This window comes from Pseudomonas sp. NCIMB 10586, assembly GCF_023127895.1.
GTDB lineage: Bacteria > Pseudomonadota > Gammaproteobacteria > Pseudomonadales > Pseudomonadaceae > Aquipseudomonas > Aquipseudomonas synxantha_A.
In genome coordinates, this window is the sequence record NZ_SPKQ01000018.1 from 394,096 (window position 1) to 417,135 (window position 23,040).

At 57.7% G+C, this 23,040-nt stretch carries 19 protein-coding genes; 7 read left to right on the top strand and 12 right to left on the bottom strand.

The features are described 5' to 3' along the window. Nucleotides 1-64: 64 nt before the first annotated feature. The 5 genes from E4P01_RS09765 to rplM all read right to left on the bottom strand — a co-directional run bounded on the left by E4P01_RS09765 (nucleotide 65) and on the right by rplM (nucleotide 3,749). A complete protein-coding gene (locus E4P01_RS09765; protein ID WP_032877802.1) occupies nucleotides 65-844 on the bottom strand; it encodes a cytochrome c1 in 780 nt (259 codons plus the stop codon). Further along, nucleotides 844-2,055, bottom strand: a complete 1,212-nt coding sequence (locus tag E4P01_RS09770; protein ID WP_032877803.1) for a cytochrome bc complex cytochrome b subunit — start codon at nucleotides 2,053-2,055, stop codon at nucleotides 844-846. Before E4P01_RS09770 ends, E4P01_RS09765 begins: the two co-directional genes overlap by 1 nt. After that, nucleotides 2,055-2,648 (bottom strand): ubiquinol-cytochrome c reductase iron-sulfur subunit, encoded by a 594-nt coding sequence (gene petA, locus E4P01_RS09775; RefSeq protein WP_032877804.1) that lies wholly within the window; start codon nucleotides 2,646-2,648, stop codon nucleotides 2,055-2,057. Before petA ends, E4P01_RS09770 begins: the two co-directional genes overlap by 1 nt. A gap of 265 nt (nucleotides 2,649-2,913) precedes the next feature. Then, nucleotides 2,914-3,306 (bottom strand): 30S ribosomal protein S9, encoded by a 393-nt coding sequence (gene rpsI, locus E4P01_RS09780; RefSeq protein ID WP_002555064.1) that lies wholly within the window; start codon nucleotides 3,304-3,306, stop codon nucleotides 2,914-2,916. Between the two features lie 14 nt (nucleotides 3,307-3,320). Further along, on the bottom strand, nucleotides 3,321-3,749 hold the full coding sequence (gene rplM, locus E4P01_RS09785) for a 50S ribosomal protein L13 (RefSeq protein ID WP_003171742.1): 429 nt from the start codon (nucleotides 3,747-3,749) through the stop codon (nucleotides 3,321-3,323). Between the two features lie 249 nt (nucleotides 3,750-3,998). On the opposite strand from rplM, the gene E4P01_RS09790 reads away from it, so the two are divergent. Further along, on the top strand, nucleotides 3,999-5,039 hold the full coding sequence (locus E4P01_RS09790; protein ID WP_216090743.1) for an NADP(H)-dependent aldo-keto reductase: 1,041 nt from the start codon (nucleotides 3,999-4,001) through the stop codon (nucleotides 5,037-5,039). 113 nt (nucleotides 5,040-5,152) lie between these two features. Here the strand turns inward: E4P01_RS09790 and E4P01_RS09795 are convergent, their stop codons facing one another. Then, nucleotides 5,153-6,289: an acyl-CoA dehydrogenase family protein gene (locus tag E4P01_RS09795; protein WP_216090742.1), complete on the bottom strand. Its 1,137-nt coding sequence runs from the start codon at nucleotides 6,287-6,289 to the stop codon at nucleotides 5,153-5,155. Nucleotides 6,290-6,533: 244 nt separating this feature from the next. Here E4P01_RS09795 and E4P01_RS09800 point away from each other — a divergent pair, with 244 nt between their 5' ends. Next, on the top strand, nucleotides 6,534-7,430 hold the full coding sequence (locus tag E4P01_RS09800; protein WP_177327423.1) for a GlxA family transcriptional regulator: 897 nt from the start codon (nucleotides 6,534-6,536) through the stop codon (nucleotides 7,428-7,430). Between the two features lie 152 nt (nucleotides 7,431-7,582). Here the strand turns inward: E4P01_RS09800 and zapE are convergent, their stop codons facing one another. The 3 genes from zapE to E4P01_RS09815 form a co-directional block, all read right to left on the bottom strand. Continuing rightward, nucleotides 7,583-8,677, bottom strand: a complete 1,095-nt coding sequence (gene zapE / locus E4P01_RS09805) for a cell division protein ZapE (RefSeq protein WP_005784768.1) — start codon at nucleotides 8,675-8,677, stop codon at nucleotides 7,583-7,585. A gap of 79 nt (nucleotides 8,678-8,756) precedes the next feature. Continuing rightward, a complete protein-coding gene (locus E4P01_RS09810; protein WP_078820287.1) occupies nucleotides 8,757-10,112 on the bottom strand; it encodes a tryptophan--tRNA ligase in 1,356 nt (451 codons plus the stop codon). A 16-nt stretch (nucleotides 10,113-10,128) separates the two neighbouring features. Continuing rightward, the gene (locus E4P01_RS09815) at nucleotides 10,129-10,758 is read right to left on the bottom strand and encodes an alpha/beta fold hydrolase (RefSeq protein WP_005784765.1); all 630 of its coding nucleotides are present in this window, start codon (nucleotides 10,756-10,758) and stop codon (nucleotides 10,129-10,131) included. Nucleotides 10,759-10,904: 146 nt separating this feature from the next. On the opposite strand from E4P01_RS09815, the gene E4P01_RS09820 reads away from it, so the two are divergent. Then, entirely contained in the window at nucleotides 10,905-11,342 is a 438-nt protein-coding gene (locus E4P01_RS09820) for a DUF1043 family protein (RefSeq protein WP_005784763.1), read from the top strand. Nucleotides 11,343-11,532: 190 nt separating this feature from the next. On the opposite strand, the gene E4P01_RS09825 is transcribed toward E4P01_RS09820, so the two are convergent. The 3 genes from E4P01_RS09825 to E4P01_RS09835 all read right to left on the bottom strand — a co-directional run bounded on the left by E4P01_RS09825 (nucleotide 11,533) and on the right by E4P01_RS09835 (nucleotide 15,173). Continuing rightward, a complete protein-coding gene (locus E4P01_RS09825; protein ID WP_216090741.1) occupies nucleotides 11,533-13,257 on the bottom strand; it encodes an ABC transporter ATP-binding protein/permease in 1,725 nt (574 codons plus the stop codon). Nucleotides 13,258-13,357: 100 nt separating this feature from the next. Further along, nucleotides 13,358-13,918: a response regulator transcription factor gene (locus E4P01_RS09830; RefSeq protein ID WP_003171731.1), complete on the bottom strand. Its 561-nt coding sequence runs from the start codon at nucleotides 13,916-13,918 to the stop codon at nucleotides 13,358-13,360. Then, a complete protein-coding gene (locus E4P01_RS09835; protein WP_032877809.1) occupies nucleotides 13,911-15,173 on the bottom strand; it encodes an ATP-binding protein in 1,263 nt (420 codons plus the stop codon). The genes E4P01_RS09830 and E4P01_RS09835 overlap by 8 nt, the downstream gene beginning before the upstream one ends. A 205-nt stretch (nucleotides 15,174-15,378) precedes the next feature. Here E4P01_RS09835 and E4P01_RS09840 point away from each other — a divergent pair, with 205 nt between their 5' ends. The 4 genes from E4P01_RS09840 to E4P01_RS09855 all read left to right on the top strand — a co-directional run bounded on the left by E4P01_RS09840 (nucleotide 15,379) and on the right by E4P01_RS09855 (nucleotide 22,843). Continuing rightward, complete coding sequence (locus E4P01_RS09840; protein WP_032877810.1) at nucleotides 15,379-16,089, top strand: SIMPL domain-containing protein; 711 nt, start codon at nucleotides 15,379-15,381, stop codon at nucleotides 16,087-16,089. 350 nt (nucleotides 16,090-16,439) lie between these two features. Continuing rightward, the gene (locus E4P01_RS09845) at nucleotides 16,440-19,238 is read left to right on the top strand and encodes a hypothetical protein (RefSeq protein ID WP_216090740.1); all 2,799 of its coding nucleotides are present in this window, start codon (nucleotides 16,440-16,442) and stop codon (nucleotides 19,236-19,238) included. Between the two features lie 115 nt (nucleotides 19,239-19,353). Continuing rightward, on the top strand, nucleotides 19,354-20,955 hold the full coding sequence (locus tag E4P01_RS09850) for an ABC transporter substrate-binding protein (RefSeq protein ID WP_216090739.1): 1,602 nt from the start codon (nucleotides 19,354-19,356) through the stop codon (nucleotides 20,953-20,955). Between the two features lie 259 nt (nucleotides 20,956-21,214). After that, nucleotides 21,215-22,843 carry an ABC transporter substrate-binding protein gene (locus E4P01_RS09855; RefSeq protein ID WP_005784750.1) on the top strand — a complete coding sequence of 543 codons (1,629 nt, stop codon included), beginning with the start codon at nucleotides 21,215-21,217 and terminating at the stop codon, nucleotides 22,841-22,843. Nucleotides 22,844-23,040 lie beyond the last annotated feature (197 nt).

Below are 23,040 nucleotides of genomic sequence, written 5' to 3' on the forward strand. Positions count from 1 at the left end.
AGGCGTTACGTGTTCAGAGATGCCGCTGGGCGCGCAAGATTAACAGCAATTGCTTACGGTTGGATCAATGCACATCCTTCCAGTATTCGCGCTTGAGCAGATAAGCGAATACGAAGAAGAAAGCCAGGTACAGCAAGACGTACGTACCGATGCGCTGGTGCTGCAGTTTGACCGGGTTGGCCGAGTAGGCCAGGAAGGTCACCAGGTTCTTGACCTTCTCGTCGAACTGCTCTTCGTTCAGCGTACCGGTCTTGGGCACGATGGTCAGTTGATCGCATGCTTCATGGGTCAGAGGCGTACCGGTCAACGGATCATATTGCTTCTTGCCGTCTTCAACGACCTGAACCTGCTTGCATCCTACCACTTGACGACCCTGCAGGCCGACCAGAACGTTCGGCATGCCGACGTTCGGGAAGACTTTGTTGTTCACGCCATACGGGCGCGCAGGGTCTTCGTAGAAGGATTTCAGGTAGCCGTAGAGCCAGTCGGTGCCGCGCACGCGGGCCACCAGGGTCAGGTCGGGCGGTGCGGCGCCGAACCAGGCCTTGGCATCGGCCGGTTGCATGCCGGTGTTCATGTGGTCGCCGATCTTCGCGCCAGTGAACACCGCGTGGCTGAGCATCACTTCATGGGGGATGCCCAAGTCATCGGCGACACGCTCGTAACGTTGGAACTTGGCGCTGTGGCAACCCATGCAGTAGTTGGTGAATGTACGCAGCCCATCCTGCATGGCGGCCTTGTCAGACACATCGATATCGACTTTTTCCAGCTGCGCGCCATGCTCGGCGGCGAAGGACAGTAGCGGCAGGGCCGCAAGCACGAATGCAACGAATAACTTTTTCATCAGCCAGTCACCCTTTCCGGAACCGGTTTGGTCTTCTCGAGCCGGGTATAGAACGGCATCAGAATGAAGTAGGCGAAGTACAGGAAGGTGCAGACCTGCGACAGCAACGTACGCTCGGGGGTCGGCGCCAGCACGCCTAGCACGCCCAGGATCACGAACGAAATGCAGAACACCCACAGCCAGATCTTGCTCAGCCAGCCTTTGTAGCGCATCGACTTGACCGGGCTCCGATCGAGCCACGGCAGCACGAACAGCACCGCGATGGCTGCGCCCATGGCGATCACGCCCATGAGTTTGTCGGGGATCGCACGCAAGATCGCGTAGAACGGCGTGAAGTACCAGACCGGGGCAATATGCTCGGGCGTCTTGAAGGCGTTGGCCTGTTCGAAGTTAGGTTTCTCCAGGAAATAACCACCCATCTCCGGGAAAAAGAACACGATCGAGCAGAACACAAACAGGAACACCACTACGCCGACAATGTCTTTCACGGTGTAGTAAGGGTGGAATGGAATGCCGTCGAGCGGGATGCCGTTCTCGTCCTTGTGCTTCTTGATGTCCACACCATCAGGGTTGTTGGAACCCACTTCGTGCAGTGCCAGGATGTGCAGCACCACAAGGCCCAGGATCACGATCGGCAGGGCCACCACGTGCAAGGCGAAGAAGCGGTTCAGGGTGATGCCGGAGATCAGGTAGTCACCACGAATCCACTGGGTCAGGTCGTTGCCGATCACCGGGATTGCACCGAACAGCGAGATGATCACCTGGGCGCCCCAGTACGACATCTGGCCCCATGGCAGCAGGTAGCCCATGAAGGCTTCGGCCATCAGCGCCAGGTAGATCAACATGCCAAACACCCACACCAGCTCACGCGGCTTCTGGTACGAACCGTAGAGCAGGCCACGGAACATGTGCATGTAGACGACGATGAAGAACGCTGACGCGCCTGTGGAGTGCAGCAGGCGCAGGATCGAGCCGTACTCGACGTCGCGCATGATGTATTCGACAGAAGCAAAGGCCTCTTCCGCCGACGGGGTGTAGCTCATCGTCAACCACACGCCGGTGACGATCTGGTTGACCAGCACCAACAAGGCCAGGGAGCCAAAGAAGTAGAAGAAGTTGAAGTTTTTTGGCGCGTAATATTTGCTGAGATGGTCTTCCCACATTTTGGTGGCGGGGAAGCGCGCATCCACCCAATCCATGAACTTGCTCATCACGCGTTCTCCTTGTCGAGGCCAATGACTATGAGGTCGTCAGTTTCGTAGGTATGCGGAGGCACGGGCAGGTTCAATGGAGCAGGCTGGGATTTGTAGACACGGCCAGCGAGGTCGTAGTGCGAGCCGTGGCAGGGGCAGAAATAACCACCGACCCAATCCTTGCCCAGATCGACAGGGGCCACTTCCGGGCGGAAGGTAGGCGAGCAACCCAAGTGGGTACACAGACCAACCAGCAACAGGATCTCTGGCTTGATCGAACGCATTTCGTTCTTGGCGTAGGCGGGCTGATCGGAATTTTCGGATTTCGGGTCAGACAACTGGCCTTCGATCTTTTTCAGATTCCCCAGGATTTCCTCGGTACGGCGAACAATGAAAACCGGCTGGCCGCGCCATTCAGCAATCATCTGCTGACCTGGCTCGATCTTGCTGACATTCACCTTCACCGGTGCACCTGCGGCTTTCGCCTTGGCACTGGGAAACCATGACCCCACGAACGGGACCGCAGCCCCCACCGCTCCTGCAGCACCCACCACGGATGTGGCTGCTACCAAGAAGCGACGCCGGCCTGCATTCACGCCGTCATTGCTCATTCAGTCCTCTCCCATCAGCTTTTTGGCCTGTTAAATCAGGCGTCTACTAAGTGTTGAATCTTTACTTATAAAAATTTTGACGGATGGTAATGAAAAGCCCCACGTATGACAAGGGAATTGCCCGGGCCTCCGCCCTCAGGCCTTGTAGTATAGGGGGTCTACGGATGTGGCAAGTTGTCACGGCGAAAAATGTGCATAAATCGCAGGCAATAAAAAACGCCCAGCTCCGTGAGGAGGCTGGGCGTTTTCTGGAACGTAAAGCGAATTAACGCTTCGAGTACTGCGGACGCTTACGCGCTTTACGCAGACCGACTTTCTTACGTTCAACTTCACGAGCATCGCGAGTAACGAAGCCAGCTTTGCGCAGAGCGCCACGCAGGGTTTCGTCGTACTGCATCAGAGCGCGAGTGATACCGTGGCGGATTGCGCCAGCTTGACCACTTACACCGCCACCGATAACGGTGACGTAGATGTCGAACTTTTCAACGGTCTCGGTCAATTCCAGCGGCTGACGAACTACCATGCGGGCAGTTTCGCGACCGAAGAAGTTGTCCAGGGAGCGGTTGTTGATCGAGATGTTACCAGTGCCCGGACGCAGGAAAACGCGTGCGGTTGCGGTTTTGCGACGGCCAGTGCCGTAATTTTGAGTCGCCGACATAATGAACTATTCCGTTAAAACTTCAGTTCTTGGGGCTGCTGAGCAGCATGAGGGTGTACAGCGCCCGCATAGACTTTCAGCTTGCGAAACATATCGCGACCCAGTGGGCCCTTCGGCAGCATGCCTTTGACCGCGATTTCGATCGGGGCTTCAGGCTTCTTGGAGATCAGGCCTTCAAAGTTGGAAGACTTGATACCGCCTGGGAAACCGGAGTGACGGTAGTACATTTTGTCTTGCGCTTTGTTGCCGGTAACACGTACCTGCTCAGCGTTGATGATCACGATGTAGTCACCGGTATCAACGTGCGGGGTGTATTCAGGCTTGTGCTTGCCACGCAGACGGCTGGCGACTTCAGTGGCCAGACGACCCAGGGTCTGACCAGCGGCGTCGACGACAAACCAGTCGCGCTGAACTGTTTCCGGTTTTGCAGTAAAAGTTGTCATTCTTTAATAGCCTCAGGGGCCGCCCTGTAAATTAGACGGCGGATCTTACTGAATAGTGCGTACTTTGACAAGTCAAAGGCAGCCGGATACAGACGCTATCGGGGGCTCGGGTCGGCGCGTCCGTTCAACGGCAAGATTCTTCGGCAGGCGGCGCATCACTTCCACTGCAGAAAGAGGTGGGCAATTATGCAGATTGCGAAAAAAAATTCAACCTGCTTTTATGATTGTTTTCCCCTGAAGGAGTACCCGATGGATTACCGACAGCTGGGCCGCACCGATCTGAACGTCAGCGCCATCGCGTTGGGCACCATGACCTGGGGCGAGCAGAACAGCGAGGCAGAGGCTTTCGCGCAGATCGAACGAGCAAAGGGCGCGGGGATCAACTTCCTCGATACCGCAGAAATGTACCCGGTACCGCCCAAGGCCGACACCTATGCCACCACCGAACGCTACATCGGCAACTATTTCAAAAGCCGTGGCGACCGCGCCGACTGGATCCTCGCCAGCAAGATCGCCGGCCCCGGCAACACCATCGACTACATCCGCGATGGCTACCTGCGTCACAACCGCAAGCACATCATCCAGGCGCTCGACGCCAGCCTCAAGCGCCTGCAGACCGACTGGATCGACCTCTACCAACTGCACTGGCCGGAACGCAGCACTAATTTCTTCGGCCAACTGAGCTACAAGCACAAGGACGAAGACGACCTCACCCCCCTGGAAGAAACCCTCGAAGCCCTGGATGAACAGGTCAAGGCCGGCAAGATCCGCCACATCGGCCTGTCCAACGAAACCCCATGGGGCACCATGAAGTTCCTCGCCCTGGCCGAAGCCCGTGGCTGGCCGCGCGCGGTGTCGATCCAGAACCCATACAACCTGCTCAACCGCAGCTTTGAAGTGGGCCTGGCAGAAATCGCCATCCGTGAGCAGTGCGGCTTGCTGGCCTACTCACCACTGGCGTTCGGCATGCTCAGCGGCAAGTACGAAGGCGGCGCACGGCCGGCCAAGGCACGCCTGACCGAGTACAGCCGGTTCAGCCGTTACTTCAACCCGCAGTCGGAGGCGGCGTGCAGCCGCTATGTGGCATTGGCGCGGGAACATGGCCTGGACCCGGCGCAGATGGCCCTGGCGTTTGTGACGCAGCAGCCGTTTGTGACCAGCAATATCATTGGGGCTACGTCGCTGGAACAGTTGGATAGCAACATTGCCAGTGCCGAGTTGAAACTGTCGAAAGAGGTGTTGGAAGGGATTGAGGCGATTCAAAAGGATCATCCAAACCCCGCGCCTTGATTGACCTTCAGACCGCCATCGCAGGCAAGCCAGCTCCCACATGTTGATCTGTGAATACCGTCAAATGTGGGAGCTGGCTTGCCTGCGATGAGGCCATCAAGAGCACCAGACAATCAAAGTGCCCGCGCAATAATCTCCTTCATGATCTCATTGGTTCCCGCATAAATGCGCTGCACCCGCGCATCCGCCCAGGCCCGGGCAATCGGGTATTCCCACATGAAGCCGTAGCCGCCGTGCAACTGCACGCACTCATCGAGCACCTTGCATTGCAGGTCCGTGGCCCAGTACTTGGCCATCGCCGCTGTCGGCACGTCCAGCTTGCCCTCTAGGTGCAACGCCATGCATTTGTCGACAAACACACGGCCGATCTGAATCTCGGTGGCCATCTCGGCCAGCTTGAATCGGGTGTTCTGGAAGTCGGCAATCGCCTTGCCGAACGCCTTGCGCTCGCGGGTGTAATCCAGGGTCCATTGCAATGCCGCTTCGGCTGAAGACAGTGCGCCTATCGCTACGGTCAAACGCTCTTGAGGCAGTTCCTGCATCAGGTATGCGAAGCCCATACCGGCCTGGCCCAGCAGGTTTTCCTTGGGCACCCGCACGTCCTGGAAAAACAACTCCGAGGTGTCCTGGGCCTTCATGCCGACTTTCTCAAGGCGCTTGCCCTTGTCGAAACCGGGCGTGCCAGCCTCCACCAGAAACAGGCTGGTGCCCTTGGCGCCGGCCTTGGGATCGGTCTTGGCGACTACGATCACCAGATCGGCCAGGTAACCGTTGGTGATAAAGGTCTTGGAGCCGTTGATGACGTACTCATCGCCGTCCAGCACTGCCGTGGTCTTGACCCCTTGCAGGTCGGAACCGGCGCCCGGCTCGGTCATGGCAATTGCCGTGACCATCTCCCCGCAGATCAACTTGGGCAGGTATTTGTGCTTAAGCGCTTCACTGCCGTAATGCAGGATGTAGGGCGCGACGATATCCGAGTGCAGAGAAAAGCCGATGCCGGTCAACCCCAGGCGGCTGACTTCTTCGATCACCACCGCGCTGTAGAGGAAATCTGCGCCCAGGCCGCCATATTCCTCCGGCAGGTGGGAACACAACATGCCCGCCTCCCCCGCCTGGTTCCACAGGCTCCGGTCGATATAGCCCTGCTTTTCCCATTGCCCATGAAAGGGCGCGGCGTGTTTTTCGAGGAAGGTGCGCACGCTCTCGCGGAAGATTTCGTGCTCCGAGCTGAACAAGGTTCTGGGGATCATGGGTCACCTGCGTGGATTGTCGGACAAGGACGAGCCCACAGAGCCTATGCCCCGATGGCGTCACGGGACACTGGACACATGCGACAAAAAATAAGACGATCCAGCCGTCTGGTGACCACTTTCCCCTATAAGAATAAATGAAATTATGTCTAACCAAATCTCCACGCCCCTGCGGCGCGTCAGCATTTTGGCCATTGATCGGGTATTCGCTTCCACCCTCATGCAAGCCAAGGACTTCTTCCATCTGGCCAGCCTGCGTTACGGTAAACAGCAGGGCCTGGGCTTGACCCCAGGGTTCGATACGCGCCTGGTCAGCCCCGACGGGCAGTCGGTGCGCAGCTTCAGCGATGTGATCATGCCGGTGGACGGCGGCCTGGAGGATGCCGATATCATCGTGCTGCCGGCCTTCTGGGACGACTTCGACGCCCTGTGCACCCGCTACCCGCAAGTGTTGCCGTGGCTACGCGAACAACATGCCCGCGGCGCCGTGCTGTGCGGTGAAGCCACCGGGGTGTTCTGGCTGGCCGAAGCCGGGCTGCTCGATGGCAAGGAGGCGACCACCTACTGGCGGTTCTTCAATGCTTTCAGCGAGCGCTTCCCCAAGGTGCAGCTCAACCAGGACAAGCACCTGACCGATGCCGATAACCTGTATTGCGCCGGCGGCACCACCTCGGCCTGTGACCTCTACATCTACCTGATCGAACGCTTCTGCGGCGCCAACATCGCCCAGGCCGTGGCCCGCGACATCCTCTATGAGGTGCAGCGCAGCTATTCGCCGGGGCGTATCGGTTTTGGCGGCCAGAAGCTGCACCAGGACGTGATCATCCTGCAGATCCAGCACTGGCTCGAAGAACACTTCGCCGACAAGTTCCGCTTCGAAGACGTCGCCCGGGAACACGGCATGAGCATCCGCAACTTCATGCGGCGCTTCCAGACCGCCACCGGTGACAAGCCGCTGCATTACCTGCAACGGTTGCGCATCGAGACGGCAAAGGGCCTGCTCTCAGGCAGCCGCAAGAGCATCAAGACCATCAGTTATGAGGTGGGTTACGACGATGCGAGTTTCTTTGCGCGGTTGTTCAGGCAGCACACGGAGTTGTCGCCGAACCAGTATCGCCAGCAATTTCAGCAAGCCGCCTAACTGAAGGAACACAGAAAACAAAGTGGGAGGGGCGGTGCGACGATTCGACTTGCTCCCGATTGCGCTGGGTCAGTCACATCTACAGTGACTGACACTCCGAAATCGGGAGCAAGCCCCCTCCCACATTGGATCTCCATTGTTCTGGAGATCGGTTATGGCTTGTGTCCGCGCGACAGGAACTCGTGGGACTGCATTTCAAGCAGGCGACTCAAGGTGCGCTGAAATTCGAAGTTCAAGCGACCGCCGGTGTACAAGTCCTTGAGCTCGACTTCCGCCGAGATGATCAACTTGACGTTACGGTCGTAGAATTCGTCGACCATGTTGATAAACCGCCGCGCAATATCGTCGGTGGTCACGCCCATCTGCTCGACGCCGCTCAAGATCACCGCGTGGAAGATCTTGCCCAGCTCAATGTAGTCGTTCTGGCTGCGCGGGCCGTCGCACAGTTGGCGGAACTCGAACCAGGCCACGTCATCGCAGGTGCGCAACGCGATGATTTCGCGGTTCTCGATCATCAGCTTGTCGTTTTCCACCGCCTGGGTGCATTCCGGCGTCAGGGCGCGGAAGCTTTTTTTCAGGCTGTCGTGCGCCGCCTGGTTCAGCGGGAAGTGGAACAGCTCGGCTTGCTCCAGGTGGCGCAGGCGGTAATCGACGCCGCTGTCGACGTTGACGATATCGGTGTTCTGCTTGATCAGCGCAATGGCCGGCAGGAAGCGCGCACGCTGCAGGCCGTCCTTGTACAAACCGTCGGGCACGATGTTCGACGTGGCCACCAGGGTCACACCGTTCTTGAACAGCTCTTCCATCAGCGTGCCAAGGATCATGGCGTCGGTGATGTCGGAGACGAAGAACTCATCGAAGCAGATCACCCGCGCTTCTTGGGAGAAGCGCTTGGCGATGATGGTCAGCGGGTTTTTCTCGCCCGGCAGGGTTTTCATCTCTTCGTGCACGCGCTTCATGAAGCGGTGGAAGTGAGTACGGACCTTTTCCTTGAATGGCAGCGCTTCAAAGAAGGTGTCTACCAGATAAGTCTTGCCCCGGCCGACGCCACCCCAGAAGTACAGGCCCTTGACCGGCGTGTGATCTTTCTTGCCAAACAGCTTGCTGAACATCCCTGGTTTGCTTTGCGAGGCCGCGACCAGATCGTCGTACAGGCGCTGCAAATGACGCACAGCATTTTCCTGGGCTGCGTCATGGAAGAATTCAGGGCGTTTCAGATCAGCTTGATATCGTTCTAGGGGCGTCATAATTTCGTTAGCAAGGCAACAAAAACGGGCCGACACTGTAACGACGGCCCTGGAGAATGGCAATCAACCCTTGGTCGGGTTAATCCTCGATTGGGGCCAACGCAGCGCGCAAGGCTTCGATGGCCGCGTCACGCGATGCTTGATCGGCGTACTCGGCACTGTCAGCCACGGCGGCGCCGTCCAGCCATACGCTGAAGCTCAGAGCCTGCGCACGCACGTCCAGCGCATCACCACTTTGCAAGTGTTTGGTCACAGCGCCAGCCGCTTTGCCATCGGCAAAGTTGCGCGACAGCAACAGTTGCTCACCATCAGCGGCCAGCAGGCGGAAGCGGAAGCTGCCATCGTCTTCACGAAAACTCACAAAACGCGCAGCCTTCGCCGCTTTTTTCTTGGTTGCGACCGGCGCCGCAGCCTGGTTGACGAACGAACGCAGGCCCACCGCCTCACGCAACTCGGCGAGGAATGGCGCGGCCACGGCACGGGCTTTCTTGGCGCCGACCAGCAGCAGGTCTTCCATATCGGAGGGGCGCGACATCAGTTGGTGGTAACGCTCGCGCGCTTCACCGAGTTGGCCATCGAGCAGTTGGAACAGACGATTCTTCGCCTCGCCCCAGCCCAGGCCTTGCAGCAGCTCGCCACGGAATTCTTCTTCCTGCGCCTTGGTCGCGAACGCCTGGTACAGGGTGAACAGGTGCGAATTGTCCGGGTCCTTGGCTTCGCCCGGCGCACGCGAGTCGGTCACGATCCGCGAGATCGCGTCTTTCATGTCCTTGGCGCTGGTGAACAACGGGATGGTGTTGTCGTAGCTCTTGGACATCTTGCGGCCATCCAGGCCCGGCAAGGTGGCGACGCTTTCTTCGATCAGCGCCTCGGGCATGGTGAAGAATTCTTTACCGTTGCCGAACAAGTGGTTGAAACGCTGGCCGATGTCGCGGGCCATTTCCACGTGCTGGATCTGGTCGCGGCCGACCGGCACTTTGTGTGCGTTGAACATCAGGATGTCCGCCGCCATCAGCACCGGGTAGCTGTACAGGCCCATGCTGATGCCCGCATCCGGGTCTTCGCCGTTTTCCACGTTCTTGTCCACCGACGCCTTGTACGCATGGGCGCGGTTGAGCAGGCCCTTGGCGGCAACACAGGTCAGCAGCCAGGTCAGCTCGGGAATCTGCGGGATGTCCGACTGGCGATAGAAGGTCACACGGTTCACATCGAGGCCACCGGCCAGCCAGGTCGCGGCGATTTCCATGCGCGAGCGCTGGATGCGCTGCGGGTCGTCGCACTTGATCAGCGCGTGGTAGTCGGCCAGGAAGTAGAAGGAGTCGGCATTCGCGTCTTCGCTGGCGAGGATCGCCGGGCGAATCGCACCGGCGTAGTTGCCCAGGTGCGGCGTGCCGGTGGTGGTAATGCCGGTGAGGATTCGGGTACGGGTCGTCATGGGTGATCGCTTGTCATCAATTCGAAAGGCGTGGCAGCACCAGATCCTTGAGATCGGTCAGCTTGCCATGAAAAAAGTGTCCGCATTCTGCCACTTTCAGCAACTCATGGGGGCGTTTCAGGGCGGCGGACCAGTCGTAGACCAATTGCGGGTCGACCACTTCATCGCTTTCCGGTTGGATCAGGGTCAACGGGCAGCCTTGGGGCAACACATCTGCATCGCCAAGGCGCATCACGGCGGCAGCCACCATAAACAGGTGCGCAAGCTTTTCACCCTTGGCTTCCAGACGGCCGCCGAGACTGGCCGCGACATAGCCACCGAAGGAAAAACCCAACAAGGTGATCGGCAGTTCGGGATGTTTTGCCCGCAGCCAGGTGACGGCCGCTTCGGCATCGTCGACCTCACCACTGGCCATATCGTGTGTACCGGCGCTGGCACCGACGCCACGATAATTGAAACGCAAAGTAATCAAACCGGCATCGCGCGCAGTGCGTTGCAGGGTCGACACCACTTTATTGAGCATGGTCCCACCCTGCACCGGGTTAGGGTGGCAGATCAGCGCCAGGCCACGTGGTTCGGGGTGATCCAGGTACAAGGCTTCCAATTGGCCCACCGGGCCATCGATCAAAACGGGGGTTTCACGCATGAGCAAGGATGAACTCCGTGACCTCTCAAGGGGTCGACTCGTCTAGCTAAAAGTCTGTGCATGGCATCATTGCGAGCTTAATCGCGGTATACAGCGCAGGTTTGAGCCGTTAACGTAAAGCAAAGCCGTTTATAGAGGAAGGACTCGTGGAACACTCGCTCTTAGTTTGGTTGTTGCCGACTCTTGCCCTGGTTGCCGGTGTCGCCATTGGATTCCTGGTTGCCCGCCTGCTGCCGAATGCCGCGCCTAACCGCACGCAGCGTCAGCTGGATGACATTCAGGAACGTTTTGACAGTTATCAGAACGAGGTTGTTACCCACTTCAACAGCACCGCGACCCTGGTCAAGAAGCTCACCCAGAGCTACCAGGAAGTACAGGATCACCTCGCCGAAGGCGCTAATCGCCTGGCCCTCGACGACATCACCCGCCAGCGCCTGCTGGCTGCGCTGCATTCCGATGCACCGCAAACCCCACGGGAACGCCTGACCCCGCCTCGGGAAAACCAGGAGCCACCACGGGACTACGCGCCAAAGACGCCGAACGCCCCAGGAATGCTGGATGAGCATTACGGCTTGAAGAAGTAAGTCATCTTCGAGCATTAAAAAAGCCCGGCTGATCTATGATCAGCCGGGTTTTTTTGGGCGCCACTTCAAGAACAATGCAGATCAATGTGGGAGGGGGCTTGCTCCCGATAGCGGTGGATCAGCCAATGCATCTGTTACTGACAGGCTGCCATCGGGAGCAAGCCCCCTCCCACACTCACCGAGGATGAGCTCAAGTGAGTTGTTGCTCCTGCAACCGCCCACCCTCGATGCGCACATGCCGCCCATGGAAACGCTTGAGGCTGCTGCGGTGGCCGACGCTGACGATGCTCAATCCCGGCAATTCATCGATCAACGCCTGGTACAACGTTGCCTCATCCTCTTCATCCATCGCCGAAGTGGCTTCATCCATATACAGCCACTGCGGTGCGAACAACAACGCACGGGCAAAGGCCAGGCGCTGTTGCTCACCCGGCGAAAGCATGCGTTGCCAGTGGTTGGCTTCATCCAGACGATTGAGCAGGTGCGGCAGGCGGCAGGTTTGCAGGACCTGTGCATAACGTTCTGCCGGATAGACGCTGTCGTCTTGTGGATAACTCAGCACCGCCTTGAGCGTACCAATCGGCAGGTAAGGCTTCTGCGGCAGGAACAGGTAGCACGTCGCCGGCAACCGAATGCTGCCATGACCTGCGGGCCAAAGATGGCCCATCGCCCGCAACAAGGTGCTCTTGCCGCTACCGGAACGCCCGCTGAGCATCACGCGCTGGCCAGGCTCCACGGTCATGTCGGCGTCGGTGAGCAGGTGACGGCCGTCGGCCAGGTCCATGCCCAGATCCGTGATCACCAGGCGCTCGCCGTCAGGGCGCACATCGATGGCCGGGGCTCGCTGCTCGTTGTCGCTCATGGCTTGCTGGAAACTCAGCAGGCGATCACTGGTGGCGCGCCATGTCGCCAGCTCCGAGTAGGCGTTGATAAACCAGCTGAAGTTTTCCTGCACGTTGCCAAACGCCGAGTTGATTTGCATCAGCTCGCCCAGCTCGATCTTGCCGCTGAAGTAGCGCGGCGCGGCCACGATAAACGGGAAGATGATCGCAATCTGGCTGTAGCCGGCGGTGAAAAAGGTCAGGCGCTTGGACACTTTCATGATGTCCCAGAAGTTGTGCCAGACCTTGCCGAAGCGCGTACTCAGGCGTTGTCTTTCATTGGGCTCGCCGTTGTACAGGGCAATGCTCTCGGCATTCTCACGCACCCGCACCATGGAAAAACGCAGGTCTGCCTCGAAGCGTTGCTGTTGGTTGCTCAGGCCGATCAAGCGTCGGCCGATCAGGTGCGTCAGCCAACTGCCCACGGTGGCGTACAGCAGCGCGCACCAGAACATATAGCCGGGGATGGTGATGCCAAACACTTCGATGCTGCCCGATACGCCCCACAGGATGATCGAGAACGACACCAGGCTGACCACATTACGCAGCAACCCAAGGCCGAGGCTCAAGGTGCCGGAGGTGAAGTTGTTGAGGTCTTCGGAAATCCGCTGGTCTGGGTTGTCGGTATAACCACCCTGTTCCAGCTGGTAGTAATTCTTGTGGGCCAGCCACCGGGTGAAGTGTTTTTCGGTGAGCCAGGCGCGCCAGCGGATCGTCAGCATCTGGGTCAGATAGAGACGGTAGACCGCGCCGAGAATCGCCACCGCCGCAATGCCGCCGAAATAACCTATCAGTTGCCAGAAGGCGGCGGTGTCCTTCTTCTCCAGGGCGTTGTAGAAATCCTTGTACCAGTGATTGATCCACACGGAAATCGCCACGCTGAACAGCGACAGGCCAATCACTGCAGCCAGCAACAGCCAGGCCCTGCCCTTCTCTTCGCTACGCCAATACGGTGTGATCATGGCCCAGGTTCGGCGGAAGAATTGCCCCCGCACCGCGTCGTTGATCGCGGAGTACTCAGCGTTCTGGTTCATTGTTCAGGCTCGGCAGGAAAAACATCACAGGCGTTTGAACCGATCATAGGTGATCGGTTCGCGCATCCGTGCAGCCTGAAGCAGGTTGTTCAGTGTTCGTTCAGCGTCGTACCGGGCGCTTCTGCAACTTGCGCTGCAAGGTACGGCGGTGCATGCCTAAAGCACGGGCAGTGGCGGAGATATTGCCTTCGTGCTCGGTCAGCACGCGCTGGATATGCTCCCATTGCAGGCGGTCCACCGACATCGGGTTTTCCGGTACCAGGGTGTCGAGGTCGGCGTGCTCGGAAAGCAGAGCGGCCAGCACGTCGTCGGCGTCCGCCGGCTTGCACAGGTAGTTGCAGGCGCCGCGCTTGATCGCCTCGACAGCGGTGGCGATGCTGGAGTAACCGGTGAGGATCACCACGCGCATTTCGGGGTCGAGCTCCAGCAGCTTGGGCAGCAGCACCAGGCCGGAGTCGCCGTCCATTTTCAGGTCGAGGGCGGCGTAGTCGGGCAGGTCGGCCTGGGCGATGGTCAGGCCTTCTTCGGCAGACCCTGCGGTGCTGACGCGAAAACCGCGACGGCTCATGGCGCGCGCCATCACGCGGGTAAAGGTGGCATCGTCATCTACCAGCAACAGGTGCGGCAGTTCTTCGCCTTCGACTTGGATCTCGTCACTCATCGATATCTCCTCGTGCGACACGGGGCAGGCGCAGCTCGGTGAGCGTGCCACCTTCCTCATGACTATAGAGCTTCACTGAGCCGCCCGCGCGGGTCACGCTGGCCTTGCTCAAAAACAGGCCCAGGCCGAAGCCTTTGCCCTTGGTGGTAAAGAAGGGTTTGCCGATCTGCTCGGCAATGGCCAGCGGCACGCCCGCGCCGTGGTCACGAATGCTGATGGTGATGTTTTCGGCGTCCCAGTCCAACTGTACACCGAGCCCTTCAGGGCAGGCGTCAGCGGCGTTGTTCAGCAAGTTGAGCAGCGCCTGGGTCAGGTCTGGCGGTGGCGCCAGGCGCGGCACGCTGCCTTGGCCCAACAGGTTGAAGCGGTAACTGGCCTCGGGGCGCATCAGGTGCCAACGGTTCAGGGCTTCATCGAGCCATTGGGTCACATCCTGCATTTCAACCGCGAGGCGGCGATTGGCTTCGGCGGCACGCACCAGTTGCTGCAGCGTCAGCTTGCATTGCTTGACCTGTTCCTGCAGCACGCTCAAGTCGTCTTGCAGCGCGGGGTCGTGATGGTCCTGGGTCATTTCCTTGAGCAGCACGCTCATGGTCGCCAACGGCGTGCCCAATTCATGGGCGGCACCGGCAGCCTGGGTGGCAACGGCCAGCAGTTGCTGGTCACGCAGGCCCTCTTCACGGCGAATGGCGCGCAGCTCTTCCTGGCGGCGCAGCTCTTCGGCCATACGTGCGGCGAAAAAGGTAATGACGGCGGCAGACAGGGCAAAACTCAACCACATCCCGTAGATTTGCAGGTTTTCCCGGGCGATAGGGAAGGTCTGCAACGGGTAGAACTGAGCCAGCAACAGGGTGTACAGCGTCAGCGCGATCCCCGAAAGCACCACCGAGTAGCGCCATGGCAACGTCACCGCAGCGATGGTCAGTGGCACCAGGTAATACGAAACGAACGGGTTGGTGGACCCACCGGAGAAGTACAGCAACACGCTGTGGATAAACAGGTCGCAAGCCAGTTGCAGGGCATATTCCAACTCGGTCACCGGCCAGGTGGTGCGCAGCCGTATGGCGGTAAATGCACACAACACGGTGGAAAAACCCAGGGTCACAGCCAGTTGCAGCCAGGGCAGCGGCAGCAGGTCGAACCAATAGGCAAGCCCGACGGAACCGGCCTGTGCGGCCAATACCAGGGTGCGAATGAACGTCAGGCGCCAGAGGTTCTGGCGAGTGGCGGAAGTCAGTTTTACGGCGGCGAGCATGAGCTCTCCCGATGAGCGCTGCAGGCGGATCGGTACGAGTATAAACGAAGCGGACCTGCTGGCACGGCGCGTGTGGCTCTTTGACGCAGGCCGGCTAAATGACCGTTCGTCGGCGCCCGCATAACTTGTTGGTAATGTGTAAACCCGAAGAACCCTATGCCAGCGTCTACAGTCATACCGAGCACGACTACCTCAAGGAGCTTCCATGTCTCGTTTCATTCGCAGTGCAGCCATCATCACTCTCAGCGCCAGCGCCATTGCCAGCCTGCCGGCCATGGCCGCCGATGCACTGAACTACAACCAGATCTCCCTGCGCGCCGAAGTCAGCCAGGAAGTAGCCCGCGACAAGATGATCGTCACCCTCTATACCGAGTCGCAAAACGCCGACCCGGCCAAGCTTGCCGCTGAAATCACCACCACCATGAACACAGCCTTAGGCCAGGCCCGCGAAGTCAAAGGCGTGACCCTGCGCCAGGGCAGCCGTAACAGCTACCCGATCTACGACAACAAGAACCAGAAGATCACCGGCTGGCGTGAGCGCGCCGAACTGCGCCTGGAAAGCGCGGACTTCCCGGCGCTGTCCAAGCTCACCGGCGAGCTGTTGAACACGCTGAAAATGGAAAACATGGACTTCGCCATCGCCGATGCCACGCGCAAGGCCAGCGAAGATGCGTTGCTCAAGGACGCGGTTACTGCGTTCAAGGCCCGTGCGCAACTGGCTACCGATGCACTGGGCGGCAAGGGTTACAAGATCGTCAATCTGAACTTCAACACCAATGGTTACCCGATGCCTTATGCCCGTGGCGGCATGATGATGAAGGCGGCCATGGCAGATTCTGCACCGACGCCTGACGTTGAAGCGGGCACCAGCCAAGTGAGCATGAGCGCCGATGGAGTGATCGAAGTTTTACCGTAAGTCTTCGCGAGACCAACACGGCGTAACCTTCACCGGTTACGCTGTGGTGTTGCCGCCCACGGAACACTCAGACCGCTACCACACACCAAGTAACTTGATACTACAGCCTTACTCTAATCTATCTAAACCTCGCCCTCACGACACCACTCGTCAAACATTACGAATGCAGGCCTGGAACTTACGACACTCAACTTCCCACCCAGGGTTGCCATGCACATCATCTTGAATCAGAACATCGAACAGGTTATTTGCCACACACGGACGTACTGACAACAGAACATCACACATATCGATTTCTTTGTTTCTCGATGAACGGCAGTTATTTACCCAATAATTAATGTGAGTCGATAATGAATATAACGCCGTCTCTCGCTCCCACACTCGTCGTTCCCTCTTTCCCTCCCACACACTATCGCCAGCGTCGAGCGCTTGATGATTTGCCCGCAACGCAAACCCGGCAGCAGGCAGAAGAAACCTCTTCAAAACATCCAAAAAAATTGCTCGACCAACCCCCGTTCCCCTTGCCTACACCCGCCCATGAGCTCGATGCTTCCAAAAGCATCATCTATGGGTCAGTCAACGTTATTCCGCCAAACGCGGGTTATACACAGCAAGAGCGAATGCATCGTATCGATGCCTATGCCGGTCGAGTCGTCGCGCACATTCAACACATCGAAAATGGCAGCGACTCAGAACGCAATATCAAGTTCCAGCAAACTCGCCTGTTTCTTGAACCCGCAGGTTACTTCAGCGGCGGGTTGCTAGCAGCCGGCTACGATCCCCATGAAAAAATCTCGGTGACCTTCCACTCCTATGTAGGAATGGGCAAGCCCCAGGAGGAAACCAACAAGGAGGTACGCACCTATTTTGCATGGGAGATTGCAGCCGGCGCTCTTGCGCACGACAAGGTGTCAAGGGGCGGCCCGTTGAACTTCCAGGGCATGCACATCAACCCGCAAGATAAAAACAAGCTTCACGAACTGGAATCCTTGGGCAGCCAACTCCAAGGCCATTGGGAAAATGAAATAGCGGCGCCCATGCGCGACGCCTCGGGGCAACTGGCGAAGCGATCGGGCAAAGCGGATGCCTATGTGTTGCGAGGAATATTACAAAGTCTGCATGACGACAATTCCAGTAACAAACACCTAACCCCCGCTGCGCGGGCCGCCATTGTCCGCACACTTGAAGAAGACGGAAACGCGGTAATCCCCAACATATATGGCTATCCCTTAGAGGGTTATGCATTTATTCCTTATATCAATTATCACGGTGATTATGACCACCGCCCGAATAAGGGACTGATGATTGACTTAAAGAATGGCTCCGCCCGTGAAATACACGGTGATGACGACTTTGCCAGTTGGGCTAAAAACAATCAGGCTCAATTGGTTAGCCGCTTCAACGCTCGTGACAGGCAAGGCGGTCATGATGCTCACTGGGTAGGGGCCGGGTATGTACTCAATGCATTGATTCAGGATAACCGTTCTACGTTTCCAGGAAGAAAAGGCCCGTTCACAGATCAGGCCGTACCGGTCCGGGAGACATTCAATTACACACAATCGCGAGACAGCGATTACTACTTGAAATTTGGCGACCTTAAAAACGGTATTGCCCCCCACTACCAGGCGATAAATGCCAAGAATGCACGCTGGACCGATCAAACCGAGGTCTTTGGCGCCTCCCAACAAAGTTGGAAAGCAGCCAAAGAGTTTTGGGGTAAAACGTTTGGTTACTTACCGATCGTAGGCAATGTGGGCAACATTGTCTTCGGCGTACATGATGGCCTCTACGGCAAGACGGCTGATGATCGTGTCGCAGGTAACGCCGCGGCGGTAATTTCCAGCCTGCAACTGGCGCACGAGATTGCCCCCATTGGAGTGGAAGCCGGACTTGGGGAGGCGGTTTTGACACCTGGCGCTCCCAGCGCAAAACCCTACAGCTGGCGATTCAGTCAGGACACTAGCGATCTTGAACTCTTGCGCACGCCAAACGCGTTGAGCGAGAGTGATACCAACCCGGTTGCAAATCACTCGACGCCCCAGGTGAACCCGTTGCGGCCCAGTCACGCGGGGATGATCAGCGAATATGCCATCCCTGACGGCGAGCAGTTGATTGAAAAGGCCACGCACAACCAGAAGGGCATCTATCAGCTCAAGAACACCGCCACCGACGAAGATCGCTGGTTTATTCGCTACACCGATGGGACAGGCGTCCCTGGCGTATATGAAATAAAAAGCAACTTCAAACCTAGCAATGACTACGTGCAGATTATTGATCGCTCCGGAAAGATTGTATTGACCGTGCATTCAGCCGGTGACGGAAACTGGGTTCGCAATGCAGCCAATGGGGGGGTGAGGTGGCCGTGGCAGCGCTCACCATCGCCAACACCTAGTGAAAATCTGACCCCCCATTTTTCGGACCTGTTCGCCGATGTCGATCAACAGGCCGTGGCGCGAGCCGACAGATTCGACCAATTCATGAAAGTGGATGAGACCAGACCTTACGCCGTATCGACCCGCGGCTATGAAGAAAACGGCGTTGTTAAAAGAAAGCTGAATATTGGCTGGGAGGCCCCCAAGGAGAAGTTCGAAGTATTGCCCTCGGAGCGAGCGGCTCCTACGCCTCTGAGCGAGACCAATTATTCAGAGAACTTTCTTCCCGACCTGAATCGTAACAACTACACGGTCATCAAAAGCTCAAAAGGCGGCGATATCGAGGTGCCGTTGGACGCCAGTGCAGACACACCCGAAGCGACAAGACTGAGCCGTCTAAAGAAATTCGAGAAAGAGATTCCCGATGCACAACTGCGATCCCGTATCTCCGAGGTTGCCCATCAAGGATCAGTATTTCCCGCCAATTGGGAGTTGCTCCAAAGCTTAAAAGAAGGCTACGGCGTCACAGCAAGCAATACTTCTTACTTTATTGATTACGACCCGATAAACAGTGAAGCCCGAGTCAAAGTCGTCACCACGTGGTTTGTAAGCGATGTCAGCGATCACGTTCCAAAAGTGATTCCGGATTTAGAAGCAACCTCCGTCAGAACCTTCACCATTCGCGAGAACAATGACGTGTCCGGCGACCTTTACACGATTGACGATTACGCTCCAACTCAACTGGAAGTCTCGATCCCCGATGATCTCCCTCAGTAATCAAGGCCCCCTTTGATGCAGATGTCCCTACCTGAGTAACCAGAACGGCGGTAACCTCGGTGACCGCCGTTTTCGTTTAGGCAGCTTTGGTCTGCCTGCCATTTCAGGGGTCTCCATGGAAAGAATCGCCGTCAAGCCACTGCTCCTCGCCGCAAGCCTACTGGCTTTTATGCCGATGGCCCAGGCCGCAACCACCCTGGTCTACTGCTCCGAAGCCAGCCCCGCCGGGTTCGATCCCAGCCAGTACACCAGCGGCACCGATTTTGACGCGTCCGCCGAAACCGTGTTCAACCGTCTGACTCAGTTCAAGCGCGGTGGCACCGAGGTAGAACCGGGTCTGGCCACGAACTGGGATGTATCCAAGGACGGCCTGACGTATACCTTCCACCTGCGCGATGGCGTCAAGTTCCACACCACCGACTTCTTCACCCCGACCCGTGATTTCAACGCCGATGATGTGTTGTTCACCTTCAATCGCTTGCTCGATGCCGACAGCCCGTTTCGCAAGGCCTACCCCTCCGAATCGCCCTACTTCACTGACATGGGCTTGAACGCCACGATCAAGAGCGTCGACAAACTCGACGAACACACCGTGCGTTTCAACCTGAACAATGTCGATGCTTCATTCGTACAGAACCTGGCGATGAGTTTCGCCTCGGTGCAATCGGCCGAATACGCCGCCCAGCTGTTGAAAGAGGGCAAGGCCGAGCAGATCAATCAAAAGCCCATCGGCACCGGGCCGTTTGTGTTCAAGCGTTACCAGAAAGATGCGCAGATCCGGTATGTGGCCAACACACAATACTGGAAGCCCGAGGACGTAAAGCTCGATAACCTGGTATTTGCGATCACCCCGGACGCCGCTGCGCGCCTGCAAAAACTAAAGGCCGGTGAATGCCAGATCAGCGGTTACCCACGTCCTGCCGACATCGACGTGATGAAGCAAGATCCCAATCTGCGCGTGCTGCAACAAGCGGGTTTCAATCTGGGCTTCCTGGCCTACAACGTAACGCACCCGCCGCTAGACCAACTCAAGGTGCGCCAGGCGCTGGACATGGCGATCGACAAACCAGCAATCATCAAGGCCGTTTACCAGAGCGCCGGACAATTGGCGCAGAACGCATTGCCGCCGGCGCAGTGGTCTTATGACCCAGGCATCAAGGATGCCCCCTACGATCCGAGCAAAGCCCGGTTGCTACTAAAAGAAGCAGGGGTTGCACCAGGTACCACCATCAATCTGTGGGCGATGACCGTGCAACGCGCCTCCAACCCCAATGCGCGGATGTCCGCACAAATGATCCAACAGGATTGGGCCAAGGTCGGCATCAAAGCCAACATCGTCAGCTATGAGTGGGGCGAGTACATCAAACGCGCTAAAAATGGCGAACACGACGCAATGATTTACGGCTGGACCGGCGACAACGGCGACCCGGACAACTGGCTCGGCGTGCTCTACAGTTGTGCCGCAGTCAAGGGCAGCAACTATGCCAAATGGTGTAACCCGGCCTACGACAAGCTGGTGCAGCAAGCCAAGGTCAGCAATGATCGCGAGCAGCGCATCAAGTGGTATCAACAGGCGCAGAAAATCCTTAAGGAACAGGTACCTATAACGCCTATTGCGAACTCGACGGTTTTCCAGCCCCTGCGCAAGGAAGTGCGCGACTTCAAGATCAGCCCGTTTGGACTGACGCCCTTCTACGGCGTGAGTCTAGATAAGTAACATCGACGCCCCAACCGAGTGCGCTAGACGCCTCGGCTGGGCTTTTTTGGTGCGCACATTGCACCGAAAAAAACCATCAAATCGACGCATTTATGGCAAAACTTTCATAATTGCGACATTCCTGTACGTTCGTACCACTGTTTACCGCTCGTAACCGTTCAGCATCTTGCATTGGGTATGGCGCCTGCATAAAGTATCCGCAGGCCGACTCACGAGGTCGCCCTCACCACCAAAAATGACAACAAATCATGAGGCCAACATGCTTAAACACGCAGTCCTTCCGTTATTAGTGAGCGCTGGCCTTATGGCCGCAGCCCCCGTAGCCCTGGCGGCAACTAACCTGGTGTTCTGCTCCGAAGGGAGCCCGGCCGGTTTCGACCCAGGCCAGTACACCACCGGAACAGACTTCGATGCCTCGGCCGAAACCATGTTCAACCGTCTGAGCCAGTTCGAGCGTGGCGGCACCGCCGTCGTTCCTGGCCTGGCCACCAGCTGGGATGTGTCGCCGGACGGCCTGACGTATACCTTCCACCTGCGCGAAGGCGTCAAGTTCCACACCACCCCGTACTTCAAGCCTACTCGTGAATTCTCGGCTGACGACGTACTGTTCACCTTCAACCGGATGATCAACAAAGACGATCCGTTCCGTAAGGCCTACCCCACCGAGTTCCCGTACTTCACGGACATGGGGATGGACACCAACATCAAGAACATCGAGAAAGTCGATGATCACACCGTCAAGTTCACCCTTGGCACCGTGGACGCGGCTTTCATCCAGAACCTGGCCATGAGCTTTGCTTCGATCCAGTCCGCTGAATATGCCGCGCAATTGTTGAAGGAAGGCAAACCCGCCGACATCAACCAGAAGCCGGTCGGCACTGGCCCGTTCGTGTTCAAGAGCTACCAGAAAGATTCGAACATTCGTTACACCGGCAACAAGGACTACTGGAAACCTGAAGACGTGAAGATCGACAACCTGATCTTCGCCATCACCACTGACCCGTCGGTGCGTATCCAGAAGCTCAAGAAAAACGAATGCCAGATCACTCTGTTCCCACGTCCGGCCGACCTAAAGGCGCTGGGCGAAGACAAAGACCTGAAGCTGCCGCACCAGGCCGGTTTCAACCTGGGCTATGTGGCCTACAACGTGATGGACAAGGTCAAGGGCAGCGACCAGCCTAACCCGCTGGCTGACCTGCGCGTACGCCAGGCGCTGGACATGGCGGTGAACAAGCAGCAGATCATTGACTCCGTGTACCAGGGCGCCGGCCAACTGGCCGTCAACGCCATGCCGCCGACCCAATGGTCCTACGACACCAGCATCAAGGACGCTAAGTACGACCCAGAGAAAGCCAAGGCGCTGCTCAAGGAAGCCGGCGTCAAGGAAGGTACCGAAATCGTCCTGTGGGCCATGCCGGTTCAGCGTCCGTACAACCCGAACGCCAAGCTGATGGCTGAAATGCTGCAGAACGACTGGTCCAAGATCGGCCTGAAGGTCAAGATCACCAGCTACGAATGGGGCGAGTACATCAAGCGTTCCAAAGGCGGCGAGAACCAGGCCATGATCATTGGCTGGAGCGGCGACAATGGTGACCCGGACAACTGGCTGAACGTGCTGTTCGGCTGCGACTCGCTGTCGGGCAACAACTTCTCCAAGTGGTGCGACAAGAAATTCGACGGCATCGTGAAAGAAGCCAAGGCCACATCGGATGTCGCCAAACGCACCGAGCTGTACAAGCAGGCGCAACATATCCTCAAAGATGCAGTCCCGATGACACCTATCGCGCACTCGACGGTGTATCAACCCATGCGTAATACCGTACAGGACTTCAAGATCAGCCCATTTGGCTTGAACTCCTTCTACGGCGTTAGCGTAAGCGGCAAGTAAGGATCAATAACGGCGACGTTTCACAACGTCGCCGTTATTCCATCCGCCAGGGCCATAGGAAACAGACCACATTTGTAAGCGTTGCCGTCCTACAGCAACGAACTGCGCCTTGTGTCTCCGTTACCTACAAGTCCAGTCAGAATTGGCGCATTTACTGCAAGGTCCGCGTCCCATAACGTCGTAGGACAGCAGAGGCA